Origin of the sequence: Sphingobacterium sp. B16(2022) (assembly GCF_012030425.1) — a bacterium.
Lineage (GTDB): Bacteria > Bacteroidota > Bacteroidia > Sphingobacteriales > Sphingobacteriaceae > Sphingobacterium > Sphingobacterium anhuiense.
On record NZ_JAAUVN010000001.1, the window covers coordinates 1,766,782 to 1,779,867 of the forward strand.

A 13,086-nucleotide genomic window follows, 5' to 3' on the forward strand; every position below is an offset into this window, starting at 1 on the left:
TTATTCTCCTGAAATTAAACTATGGGGTCATATTAATATGACTTGCCTTCACTAAGGAAGGAAAATACGGCAACACTTCTGCTCCCAGCTCATCAATAACATCGGCAATAGGTCTCGTACTGAATTGAATCCCTAAGGCTGCATGATTGACACCCGCTTCCTGCCATTCATGTAAAAGTTCCAATAAACCATTCCTTCCTGTTTTAAGCACAAATCCACCCTGCAATGGCGTTCGCGGAAAATTGGGATCTTCCGTTAGTTCAATCCATTCATTGGTCATATGAGGCTTAAAAATCTGATCGGGAATTAAGTCGCGCCAAGCTTTTATCTTTTCTCCCAACGGCCTAACATGTAATTTCGACGTTGTTGCTCCCGGATAAGTAATCCAGCCATCCCCATGTTCAGCAATCCAGGAAAGAGGCTGTTGACTGCCACCGGTTATTAAACTCGGAATATATTCTTGAACGGGTTTAGGGATAAGATCCAATCCGTCAATGTGGGTCAGCTCAGACTTAATTTTTGGATAATGTTCCTTATTTAAGCGTCGAAAATCCTGTAAAACCTGTCTAAAACGTTCACCTCGATGCTCAAAATCTAATCCAAATGCAGGAAATTCAATCGATCTATCCCCCGATCCTACTCCTAGCAATAATCTGTTATTGGATAGCTGATCTAAAGAAGCGGCTGTCTTTGCTAAAGAAATCGGGTGCCAGAAAGGTAAAACAATACTTCCTGTTCCTAATGCAAACCTGCTTGTCTGTCCGGCGATAAAAGATAAATAACTAAAAGCATCATACACTTGACCAGCATCACCAAAACTCGGATCAAACATCGGAATATCACGAACCCATATCGACGCAAAATCTAAGCGATCGATCTGTTTTATATATGCCATATGCTCCTCAACTAGGGGAAGCTTTCCGCTATATACTTCTAAGGGAAGAAATAAGCCAATAGTCAACACATCTGGAGCAAATACACGGTTAAATGCATGGTGATTTTCAAAGTTTCTTATCATGTTCTAAAAATTTAATATAAAAGCCTTATATGATTTCGATATATCTAGATTTATAGATGTACCTAATTAAAAAAAGGAAGGCTTCTTACCTTCTGAAATGAATTATCAAATAAAATGAGTTGTATGTATAGACATTAATATGGTCAATAGCTTATTTAGAGATTGTGTTCAGATCCGGATTTCCTTACAGCACCGTAACTGCATTAAAAATTGATCCCTAAAATCGACAAAATATTTCGATATATCTAGATTTATAGATATACTTGAGTAAAAAAAATGAAGATATTTATATCTCCATCCATCAAATAAATAATGAGTAACTACAGCGTATTCTTGATATAAGAAGCCAATTCCTGAAGTTTTTCCTCATTTCTCTTATAATAAGTCCACTGTCCCTCCCGTACAGATTTCAACAAACCACAATTCACCATCGATGTCAAATAAGATGATATCGTTGATTGGGACAAACCTGCCTTCTTTTGGATGACGCTCATACAAACACCATAATCCGTTACCTCCGGTTCAATATCTTCGGCGATAAAATTAGCATGCGGATTTTTCAACCACTGCAATATCTGTAACCGATGTTCATTTGCTAAAATCTTAAAAATATCAACCATATCTATATATCTAATAATCTCGAAACAAACATAACAATTAAGCGCTCCATATTTGTTGTCTTTATGTCATCTTGATACATTTATTAATGAGCTTTTCAACAAAGCAACATTGAGCTTTTTAGCAAAACAGCCTCTTTATAATCCCGCTAACTTTGAATAAACAAATCAGCAGAACATGAAAAAGATAAATCAGATTTATGTAAACGGTGCCTTTATCACACCACATGGGACAGAAACTTTTGATCTCATCAGCCCCACTACTAATGAAAAATTGGGTGAAGTTACCCTTGGGGACGAAATGGATACCCATATTGCGGTCCAGGCCGCAAAAGAAGCATTCAAAACATTCTCTAAAACAAGTAAAGAAGAACGTATTGCTTATCTGGAAAAACTACATCATGCTGTCAGTAAGCGCGAAGAAGAACTGATTGCTATTATGGTCGAAGAATACGGCGGAACTTACCAATTTTGCCAAGCCAGTGTGCAGATTGCGATCGCGGCATTCCCAACAATGATCGAAACACTTCAAAACTATGACTTTGAAAAAACTGTTGGACAATCACAGGTTCGTATGGAGTCATTAGGGGTTGTCGGCATCATCACCCCCTGGAACGCCAGCAATGGTTTTATCTGCAGTAAGCTTGCCACAGCTATTGCTGCCGGATGTACCGTCGTCATCAAGCCCAGCGAAATGAGTGCCCAACAGACACAGCTTATTGCCACATGTTTCCATGAGGCGGGTTTACCTAAAGGCTTATTCAATATCGTAAATGGTCTAGGAAATGTTGTAGGCGCCGCAATAACCAATCACCCCGATATTGCCAAAATATCCTTCACAGGTTCAACTGCGGTTGGCAAAACAATTGCTAAAGGCGCAGTAGATACAATGAAACGTGTCACTTTGGAGCTTGGTGGTAAATCCCCGAATATTATTTTAGAAGATGCCGATTTAGAAACCGTTATCCCCATGGCTATCTATGGCGCTTATATGAATAGTGGTCAAGCCTGTATTGCTCCTACCCGACTGCTAGTCCCTGCGAGCAAACTAGATCAGACCAATGCTTTAGCACAAGCCACCATCGCACATGTAAAAGTCGGTAATCCTGCAGATCCAGATACCCATGTAGGACCTATGGTAAGCCATAAGCAATATGAAAGAGTTCAACAGTTCATTCAGATCGGACTTGATGAAGGAGCAACGTTACTAACAGGAGGTCTGGGTAAGCCAGCAGGTTTGGAAAAAGGTAACTTTGTTCAAGCCACCATCTTTACAAACGTTCATAATAATATGCGTATCGCACAAGAAGAAATATTTGGTCCTGTCCTCTCCATCATTCCGTACCAGAGTGACGAAGACGCTATTTCCATTGCAAATGACACCACTTACGGTCTAGCGGCATATATCAGCTCACCAGATCTTGCACGTGCCAATCGCATAGCATCACAGATTGATGCAGGAAGAATCTGTATCAATGGCTTTAAACACGACCCACAGGCTCCTTTCGGAGGATTCAAACAGTCAGGTATCGGCCGAGAGTTCGGAACTTATGGATTAGACGCATATTTAGAACCTAAAGCAATTTTAAGCTAAATAGCTAAAATTCAACATCCTTATCTTAAATTTGCATCAGAGATGGAAACAAAAAAAGACAACATTCAGGCATCGGGCATTGCTTATTCGTGTTATGCTACAAAAAGCAGAGAAGGAGAACACTTCGTCCAAGAATGCACCTTCACCTATCAGATAGCTGGTTCCCTGGTGCTGAATGATGGAAATCAAACCTACATTTCCAATGCGGGAGCATTTCGTCTGGTAAGGAGAAATCAATTGTTAAAATTTATAAAGGAACCGCCTGAAAATGGCGAGTTCCGATCTTTGACTATTTTTCTTGACCAGCAGACATTAAAAGATTTCAGTCTCGAATACGGCATTAATGCGGAACAAAAACAATATGATCAACCTGTCTTGGATATTGAAGATCATGTACTGTTGCATAGCTATTTTCAATCTTTGATGACGTATCACCAGACCCACAGTTTTGACAATCCCAAACTCGTTCAGATTAAAATGAAAGAAGCGATATTACTCCTCCTACAGATCAATCCTGAACTCAAAAATGTATTGTTTGATTTTACCGAACCGCATAAAATAGACTTAGAAAACTTTATGAACAAAAATTACCACTTTAATGTTCATTTAGAACGATTTGCCTATTTAACAGGTAGAAGTCTGGCAACCTTTAAAAGAGATTTTGAAAAAACATTCAATACCACACCTGGACGCTGGCTGCTGCACAAAAGACTACAAGAAGCATATTACCTCTTAAAAGAAAAAGGTAAGGCAGCCTCAGACATTTATTTGGAATTGGGATTCGAAGACCTTTCCCATTTTTCATTTGCCTTTAAAAAAGCATTTGGCGAGGCTCCTTCAAAAATCATGAACCGATATAGCCCGGTCAATACCGCTTCTTTCAACAGCATGTAATTAAGCCTAACCACTCAGCACCCCCTACATGAAAATATTTTATAAAACTATGCTCATCGCCCTCATCCTTATCATCGTATTCGTTGCGATTATCGTCCTGTACATGCAACAGCCCAAATTTGGTCAAGTACCAAGTGGCGCTCGGCTTGAATTAATTAAGAAATCACCCAATTACAAAGACGGTAAATTTGTCAACTTTAGCCATACCCCTCAAATCGTTGAAGATGCAAGCTATGCGAGCGTACTCTATGATTACTTTTTCAAAAAAATAGACCGGAAGAGTCCATTGGAAAATATACCGACCATAAAAACAGATCTGCAGAACTTGTCCCGCAAGGAAGACGTATTGGTCTGGTTCGGTCACTCCTCTTATTTTATGCAAATAGACGGAAAACGCATGTTGGTCGATCCCGTATTCAGCGGAAGTGTCTCTCCTGTTCCCGGAACCAATAAATCATTTAAAGGAACAGACATTTATACAGTAGAAGACCTACCGGAGATTGACTATTTATTCATTACCCACGATCATTATGATCACCTGGATTATGAAACCATTATCAAATTAAAAACAAAAACCAAGAAAGTAATCTGCGGACTTGGTGTGGGTTCACATTTGGAATACTGGGGTTACAATCCTCAAGATATAATTGAAAAAGATTGGCATGACAGCATTTCACTCGACAGTGGATTTACCGTATACACAACTCCTGCAAGACATTTTTCAGGTCGGTCTCTTCAAAGCAGCAAGACACTTTGGATGTCCTATGTAGTACAGACGCCAACGATGAAAATCTTTATCGGCGGAGACAGTGGCTATGACACCCACTATGCGGCTATTGGTGAAAAATTTGGTCCTATTGATCTAGCTATTCTAGATAATGGGCAATTTGACAGCACTTGGCGTTACATCCACCATCTCCCTGAGGAAGTATTAAAAGCAGCAAAAGATCTGAAAACGAAGCGTCTATTTCCGGTGCATAACTCCAAGTTTGATATCGCCAATCACTCTTGGGATACGCCATTAATTCAGATTACCGAATTAAATAAAGAAGCGCATATTCCATTGATAACACCTATGATCGGTGAAGCGGTGTTGCTAAAAGACGATCAAAAGCAGTTTAAACAATGGTGGGTAGGCAGAAAATAACGGACTAAAAATAATAAGTAGCATCGGACTGTAAAGAAAATAAATTATTTATAGTCCGATACAATAATCATAATTTCAAATAAATGCTATCGAAATTCATGTTCTTTTACATATGAAAAACATTAAACCGATGGCCATCAGGGTCCGCAAATACAAAACCATAATATCCCTTTCCAAAAGCTGCAGGCTTAGAAATCAATGTTCCACCAGCATCTTCCACCTCAGTAGCCCAACGATCCGCCTCTTCTGTACTTGATGCGGCAAGCGTAAAAATGATTTCATTAGATTTGGATGTATCTGCCATAGCCCCTAACATCGCCTCGCGAAGGATATGCTTTAAGAAAAAATGGATTACAAAATGATCTTCACCAAACAGAAAACTTGTCAGATCTGCTGATCGCCCATTCGGTTGAAAACCCAACGCAGTATAAAATTTTGTTGTCCGGTCTAAATCGGTCACTGCCAAATTAGACCATATCTTTTTTGGATTCATACGCTACTATCTTTTATATCTATTATAAAATTAAGCAAATCAAATTCTATTCTACTTCTCATAGGACAAGTAAATCACATCACCTCCTTAAACCTTTCATTTCCGCACAAAAGGATGACACTTAATTTGTTTGAATTTTATATATTTACACCATGAAACAAGCAGAAAGTGTCAATGATTTTTACAGCCGCTTGCCAAGTCATGCACCCACTCATGTGCCATTGGACAATGCAGGCATCGGTCATATCAATGTTTTCAGTCGAGAGACCTGCGCAGTTGTAAGCCCCTATAGTAGACGTGATTTTTATAAAGTTTCCCTGATCATTGGTAAAGGAAAGATTTATTATGCCGATAAATGGATCCAGATTGATGGTCCAGCACTGCTTTTTTCGAACCCCATTGTCCCCTATTCTTGGGAAGCTGAATCCGAACAACAGTCCGGTTGGTACTGCCTCTTCACAGAAGATTTCATTCAACATAGTGAACGCACAAGTCAGTTGCACGACACGCCCTTATTTCAGATCGGATCTAATCCCATTTTCTTCCCAAACGAAGCCCAATTAGCGGAGTTGTCCTTTATTTTCCAGAAAATGCAGGCCGAGATGTCTTCCACATACGCTCATAAATACGATGTATTGCGCAGTTATCTGCACTTGATCATTCATGAGGCAATGAAAAACAATCCGACGACCAACTTTCATAAGTATGTGAATGCTACTTCTAGAATATCAGCCTTATTTCTCGAACTACTGGAAAGACAATTTCCGATAGATTCTCCAGCACTCGTACTCAAATTGAAGAACCCAGCAGATTATGCCACTGCACTATCCCTGCACATCAATCATCTTAACCGGTCGGTCAAAGAAATAACGGGTAAAACCACTACAGCACATATCGCCGCACGCATCATCAAAGAAGCAAAAGCTTTACTGCAGCATACCGATTGGAATATTTCCGATATCGCCTACAGTTTAGGTTTCGAATACCCCTCTTACTTTACACTATACTTTAAAAAACACACCGGCATGGCACCCACACAGCTGCGGTAGATTGTTTGATTATTATAACAATCTGTTTGATCGTTATAAGTCAGTTTTTGAGACCGTGCGCTACATTTGTATAAACAAAATGAGAACATCATGAAATACAGAAAACTCGGAACAACAGACGAACAGCTATCCGCATTAGGATTGGGTTGCATGGGTATGAGCTTTGCTTATGGACCTACGGACGATAAAGAGAGCTTAGCCACATTAGAAAAATCCCTTGACCTGGGCATCAATTTCTGGGATACCGCCGACATGTACGCAAATGGAGCAAATGAAGAACTGATCGCTAAAATTTTAGTCCCCAATCGGGAAAAGATCTTTATTGCTACTAAATTTGGATTTCGCTTTAAAGATGGGATTGCAGGACCAAGCAATGCCGCCGGAACTTATTTTGACGCTTCGCCCGCATGGATGAAAATTGCCGTTGAGCAAAGTCTCAAGCGACTTAAAATTGATACCATCGATCTGTATTATGCACATCGTGTCGATGCCAATATCCCTATTGAAGAAACTGTCGGTGCAATGGCCGATCTCGTTAAAGAAGGAAAAATACGATACCTTGGACTGAGTGAAGCTTCGCCGGCATCATTAAGAAAAGCACATGCAGTACATCCCATTTCTGCACTCCAAAGCGAATACTCCCTGCTAACCAGAGATGTAGAAAGCGAGATTTTGCAGACAACACGTGAACTTGGGATTTCACTTGTGCCCTATTCACCTCTGGCTCGTGGTTTAGTAACCAATACGCTCCAGATGGATACCCTTGCAGCCGATGATTTTCGAAAATCTTTACCACGCTATCAAGAGGAAAACATCGTCAATAACAATAAACTGGTGACCGGATTTGCGGCATTAGCCAAAAATATAAATTGTACACCCGCACAACTTGCTTTAGCATGGGTCTTAGCACAGGGCGAAGACATTATCCCGATTCCCGGAACTAAAAAAAGAAAGTACCTGGAAGAAAATGTAGGTGCAATTGATGTTCAGCTAACACCCGAAAATTTAACGGAAATTAATAACCTGATCCAACGATACCCCATCTTGGGAGAACGTTATAACGAAGGATCCATGAAACTTGTGAATCAATAATCATAGGGAATCGGAAGAAACCCAAATGTATTGCTTTTCAGTGCAAAGGCGCACTTAGAGGTTTGCACAGACCGCTTTATTAAGAATAAAGGATCGTTAAACAATAAAAAAAAGCAACTTTAAAAGTTGCTTTTTTTTTATTGTTTGAAATTACTTATCTAATTTTAAAAACTATTAAAATGTAAATCCGTAAGTAAACCCGTTTCCATATTTGAGAGCCCTTATTCTAAAATATCCACCCGTAACGCGAAAGGTCTTCTCCTCATTATCGTTAAATAAATTAGCATCAAAAGTTCCTTCAACCCATACAAAATTTGTGTCTTTGATTTCTTCCACTTTTAGGATCTTAAATTTCGAATCAAGCTGACTTTCTGCTGTAAGCTTTGATTCTTGGTTCATGGTTTTACTGCTAAACGTTGAGCCAAAACCAACTCCTTTTACTCCCATCTTAAGGGCTACCCCCTCCTGTTTACCTCTGCGTCCAAAATCTACAGCATAATTGTAATCTCTTTCCTGATAAAATAAGGCAGATTTTCGAGGATAATACATACCGCCTGATTCCAACATTTCTGATATTTTATTATTTTTTATAAAATAAAAGCGAGCAGTAATATCTCGATCGCCAAAACTATAATTAGAGACAGAATAATATTGCACTGAATCTGGTGCACCGATCCAGTACCGATGATCTGGAGCAGAATGATACCAATTCGCAGCTGTATCACTCAATCTCAAATTAACGCCCTGATTACCATGTCCACTTCCGGAAGCAATATAATCATCAGAAGTAAACCCATACTGTTTTCCATTGAGAACAAATGAAATACTATCTAAAAGCATAGCTGGCTTTGCCTCTTCTATGATTTCAGGAGTTACTACTGCTTCCGTTTTTTCACATGAGCTAGTCAACAAAAGCGCCATAATCGGCAAAAGAATATAATATTTATTCATATTTAATTTTAAAAACTAAAAGATAACATTTTTTTCCTCAAAAAGTATAATTTTACACACTAATCATACGACAGTCTGTACCTTACATATATAAAATATTTCCTAACAAAAACTTAAAACATAGGCTTTAATAAAAAAAAACTCATTCATTTACCCAACTGTCCGCCTCTTCGATAAGGGATACAAAAAGTGTAAAGATCTTTTGATAAGATTTTAATAGATCTGTCATCGCCCCTAATGATATGTTTGTTAAGAATATGCCTTAAGAAAATGTGGTTATTGATTACTGCTTTGTCAAAATACTTTTGCCAAAGCAGTAAACTTAATAAGTGGATCTATTACCAGATCTGTACACCTTACTTCTAAAATAACCATCTGTAACACGAACCACCTTTTGCTCTTGATCATCAAATAAATTTACCTCAAATTTACCTTCGATCATAACGAGCTTAGTTCCTTTTATTTCTTCCACTTTGAGTATTTCAAACTTGGAGTCATTTTGACTAATGGTATTCAGTTGTGTTTCAAAACGATTAGCTAGTGTACTAAAGGACGTTAATCCTCCTATATCTTTTAAGGATAATTCAATAGCAACTCCCTCATCCCAGTTCCTACGTTTAAAATCTACGGCATAGTCATATTTACCTACTTTATAGAATATTTTATCTTTTCGAGGCACTAGCGTATTACTATCTTCCACCAATTCTATTTCCTTATAGTTTTTTACATAATTAAATTCAATAGAACCTCCTGGAAAATAATTCGTATAACTTGTTGAATATTGTATAGAATCGGGTGCACCTACCCAGTATAGATCTTTTCCTGCACTACCGTATGTCCATTTGCCTTTCGTATCACTTAACCTCAAGTTGGCACCTCCATTCCTATATCCATACTTTTCAATGTCACTATCTACTTCTGTGGTATAGTGTTTTCCATTGACATAGAATGACACACTATCAGATTTCGAATACAAATCAACCTCGACTTTATTTTCTTCTAATGTTTCTGTTTTTTGACAAGCGCTCGCTAATAAAATAATTGCCAGAGGCAAAAGTTTATAGTATCTGTTCATTCCAATAATTATTTTGACCCCAAATATACAACATTATTTTTCCTACCATCGAGATATTTAAACATTATTTCAAAAGCCATCAAAATCATGAATACTAAACTCGATAACTAAAAACAAACGTCAACTACTATCACGCTATTAATTCATGCTTATCTTCTTATCTCAATAACCAGAGTTGTAAAAATCAGAATAATAGATTTGGCGGTAATTTTATTAAAAATGAAATTCTCCGATCATCAAAATCAGTAAGGAAATAAACATATGCTCCTGATGAAGGAATAAAAAATATCGGCAATGACAAACGTTTGCATGACCGTTTTACTTAAAAAAAACAGAAATAAAAACAGGTCTGTCGATCAGCTGCATTTGTTTGAGAACACGTATTAATCTGATTACAATGGCCGTAAATGCATTTTTAAACCAATATCCGCTTTGAAATCCTGATCTATTAAACTATGTTTGTACATAATATATCGGACATAAAGCCCCCAATATAAAACCTTAAATCTTTTAAAAACCGAACTTACTAATTTATTAAAATGACAAATTGGTTCAGAAAAAACATGTCGGTCGTTATGATCGCTTTCATCAGCTTTCAGGCACAGGCAAATTCTACGCCCAAAGTCTACGACTTAACAAAGTATGGCATCAACCCCAATACGGGGAAAAACAGCAGTGCAACCCTCAATCAAGCGATTCAGAAAATAGTTACTGAGGCTGGAAAAGGTAATCCTATAGTAATCAAATTCAAAAAAGGACGTTACGATTTCCATGAAGAAGGAGCTCAAAAAAGAACCTATTACATCTCCAACCATGATCAGGACAATCCTAAGACCGTTGGTATTACCTTAGAAAACCTCAGCAACATCACCATAGACGGACAAGGCTCAGACCTGATCTTTCATGGACGTATGTTACCCCTTGCATTGGTTGAAAATCAAAACCTCAGCCTTAAAAATCTGCATATCGACTTCGAGCAACCCCAGATCTGTCAGGTTAAAATCTTAGAAAACGATACCCAAGCAGGTACAATCACGTACCAGACTGCTCCCTGGGTCACTTATACCATCAAAGACAGCACCTTCTACAATACCGGTGAAGGTTGGGAAATGAAACCCACCTCCGGTATCGCTTTTGAAGAAAAAACAAAGTATATCGTGTACAATACCAGTGATATCGCAGTGGGCACAGCACATGTAGCAGAAATATCAAAAGGAATCATCAAAGCCTTCAAGTGGAAGAATTCAAAATTAATACCCGGAACAGTCGTTGCCATGAGAAGCTGGCATAGACCTAATCCCGGTATTTTCGTGCACAAAGGTAAAGACACCAGATTAGAAAATATATCGGTTCACTATTCCGAAGGAATGGGTCTGTTGGCACAGCTGACTGAAAACATTTATTTAGAAAAATTCAATGTCTCATTAAGAGGGAAAAACGATCCCCGTTATTTTACAGCACAGGCAGATGCAACCCATTTCTCAGGCTGTAAAGGTGTGATCATATCCAATAATGGACGATATGAAAACATGATGGACGATGCAATCAATATTCATGGTACTTATCTCAAAATCACACAAAAACTGGACAATAAAACCGTACTTGCAAAATACATGCACGAACAGTCCTATGGTTTTGACTGGGGCTATGCGACCGATTCAGTACAGTTTATCCAATCCAAAACAATGGAGCTCTGGGACAATAAAAACAGTATTCAATCCATCGAAGTAATCCGTAAAAAAGATAGCGATCCGATCCAGGATTTCAAAATTGTATTCACAAAACCCTTAGATGATTACATCGATCCAACCAAATTGGACATCGGTATTGAAAACCTGACGTGGACACCAAAAGTAGAGTTTAAAGGCAATACTGTACGAAACAACAGAGCACGGGGTGCACTGTTCAGTACTCCTCAAAAGACCGTAGTGGAAAATAATCTATTTGATCATACCTCAGGAACAGCCATTCTTTTATGTGGCGATAGCAACGGCTGGTACGAAACAGGTACATGCCGTGATATCACGATCAAAAACAATAAGTTTATCAATGCTTTGACCAACATGTTCCAGTTTACCAATGCGGTGATCTCCATCTATCCTGAGATTCCTGACTTGAAAAACCAGCAGAAATACTTCCATAGCGGTATCAAGATCGAAAACAACTATTTTGAAACTTTTGATAAGCCAATTCTATATGCGAAATCTGTAGATGGCATTACTTTCAATAACAATACGATTAAGACAAATAAGGAGTATCCGGCATTTCACTGGAACAAAAAGGAAATTTTGTTTGAGCGCGTTATCAATGCCAATATCAAAAATAATACGATTGATGGTAAACCTTTCGTTTATCCTGCTAATTAATCGCAGCTTATAAAAAGTAAAAAGGCCAATCTCAATACAGGAGATTGGCCTTTTTATTTCTTACCCTATCCCGAACGGATTCAGTCACAGGGATCATTATGAGAACTGCAGATTCAACTGATCGAGCATCAAAAATAATTCATTTTCCATCTATGTACATGACATTGGTCAAAAGCTACTCCTGTTGAATCCACTCAAATTTACCGTTATTCATGTAAATGATCCCACCACCACAGGCTTCTGCCTGATGGATAAAAACACCATCATGCGGTAATTTAATTTTATCCTTTTCATCGACCTCATCTTCTGTCATAATTTCACCTTCATCACTCACATTATTATAATAGACCTCTCCTCTCGGCGCTTTTTCAAAAATACCGACCCAGTCAATATCATCAAATCCCTGACCTAAAATATCCTGTCCCATTCCTAGATAAGTAGTTTTTTTGTTGCCGAAAGACACTTTAAGACCATATTTATGATTTATCGTATTTTGAACGATATGCACAGTATCCAAACGACTGTCGCCATCCATATCACAGACAACAACATTGGGATCATGTTTTTTAGAAATCACGATGGTATCAGGCAATACCGTTCTTTTATCTGCCTGCATAACCAGGGAATCACGTATAACGAAAGTGCTGTCCTGATCCTCAGTCCTATTGTGTGCCGTATCTGCAGCTTTATTCTGGCAACTCCACACCGTCAATATTATACCAGATAACAAAACAAACAGTCCCAACCAGTTTATATTTCTCACCATAGCTTCATGATTTTAATTTCTAAT

12 protein-coding genes are annotated in these 13,086 nt (G+C 38.3%); 6 read left to right on the plus strand and 6 right to left on the minus strand.

Annotation, left to right across the window (positions count from 1 at the left end):
- Positions 1-19 precede the first annotated feature (19 nt).
- Positions 20-1,018 (minus strand): LLM class oxidoreductase, encoded by a 999-nt coding sequence (locus tag HCX49_RS07820; RefSeq protein WP_168126697.1) that lies wholly within the window; start codon positions 1,016-1,018, stop codon positions 20-22.
- Positions 1,019-1,338: 320 nt separating this feature from the next.
- Entirely contained in the window at positions 1,339-1,638 is a 300-nt protein-coding gene (locus HCX49_RS07825; protein WP_132768533.1) for an ArsR/SmtB family transcription factor, read from the minus strand.
- A gap of 175 nt (positions 1,639-1,813) precedes the next feature.
- On the opposite strand from HCX49_RS07825, the gene HCX49_RS07830 reads away from it, so the two are divergent.
- From HCX49_RS07830 to HCX49_RS07840, 3 genes are read left to right on the plus strand one after another with little or no spacing between them, the layout of a single operon-like run.
- A complete protein-coding gene (locus HCX49_RS07830; protein WP_168126698.1) occupies positions 1,814-3,229 on the plus strand; it encodes an aldehyde dehydrogenase family protein in 1,416 nt (471 codons plus the stop codon).
- A gap of 42 nt (positions 3,230-3,271) precedes the next feature.
- The gene (locus HCX49_RS07835; RefSeq protein WP_132845542.1) at positions 3,272-4,123 is read left to right on the plus strand and encodes a helix-turn-helix domain-containing protein; all 852 of its coding nucleotides are present in this window, start codon (positions 3,272-3,274) and stop codon (positions 4,121-4,123) included.
- A gap of 28 nt (positions 4,124-4,151) precedes the next feature.
- Positions 4,152-5,270 carry an MBL fold metallo-hydrolase gene (locus HCX49_RS07840; protein ID WP_237682741.1) on the plus strand — a complete coding sequence of 373 codons (1,119 nt, stop codon included), beginning with the start codon at positions 4,152-4,154 and terminating at the stop codon, positions 5,268-5,270.
- Between the two features lie 106 nt (positions 5,271-5,376).
- On the opposite strand, the gene HCX49_RS07845 is transcribed toward HCX49_RS07840, so the two are convergent.
- Positions 5,377-5,763, minus strand: coding sequence for a VOC family protein (locus HCX49_RS07845; protein WP_132768538.1), 387 nt, complete (start codon positions 5,761-5,763; stop codon positions 5,377-5,379).
- Positions 5,764-5,915: 152 nt separating this feature from the next.
- Here HCX49_RS07845 and HCX49_RS07850 point away from each other — a divergent pair, with 152 nt between their 5' ends.
- On the plus strand, positions 5,916-6,812 hold the full coding sequence (locus tag HCX49_RS07850) for a helix-turn-helix domain-containing protein (RefSeq protein WP_132768540.1): 897 nt from the start codon (positions 5,916-5,918) through the stop codon (positions 6,810-6,812).
- Positions 6,813-6,902: 90 nt separating this feature from the next.
- Positions 6,903-7,904: an aldo/keto reductase gene (locus tag HCX49_RS07855; protein WP_132768542.1), complete on the plus strand. Its 1,002-nt coding sequence runs from the start codon at positions 6,903-6,905 to the stop codon at positions 7,902-7,904.
- Between the two features lie 174 nt (positions 7,905-8,078).
- Here HCX49_RS07855 and HCX49_RS07860 read toward each other — a convergent pair whose 3' ends face one another.
- A complete protein-coding gene (locus tag HCX49_RS07860) occupies positions 8,079-8,855 on the minus strand; it encodes a hypothetical protein (RefSeq protein ID WP_132768544.1) in 777 nt (258 codons plus the stop codon).
- A gap of 322 nt (positions 8,856-9,177) precedes the next feature.
- Complete coding sequence (locus HCX49_RS07865) at positions 9,178-9,930, minus strand: hypothetical protein (RefSeq protein ID WP_168126699.1); 753 nt, start codon at positions 9,928-9,930, stop codon at positions 9,178-9,180.
- Positions 9,931-10,469: 539 nt separating this feature from the next.
- On the opposite strand from HCX49_RS07865, the gene HCX49_RS07870 reads away from it, so the two are divergent.
- Positions 10,470-12,296, plus strand: a complete 1,827-nt coding sequence (locus tag HCX49_RS07870) for a right-handed parallel beta-helix repeat-containing protein (protein ID WP_317166818.1) — start codon at positions 10,470-10,472, stop codon at positions 12,294-12,296.
- Positions 12,297-12,471: 175 nt separating this feature from the next.
- Here HCX49_RS07870 and HCX49_RS07875 read toward each other — a convergent pair whose 3' ends face one another.
- Complete coding sequence (locus HCX49_RS07875) at positions 12,472-13,062, minus strand: hypothetical protein (RefSeq protein ID WP_132768548.1); 591 nt, start codon at positions 13,060-13,062, stop codon at positions 12,472-12,474.
- Positions 13,063-13,086: the final 24 nt, after the last annotated feature.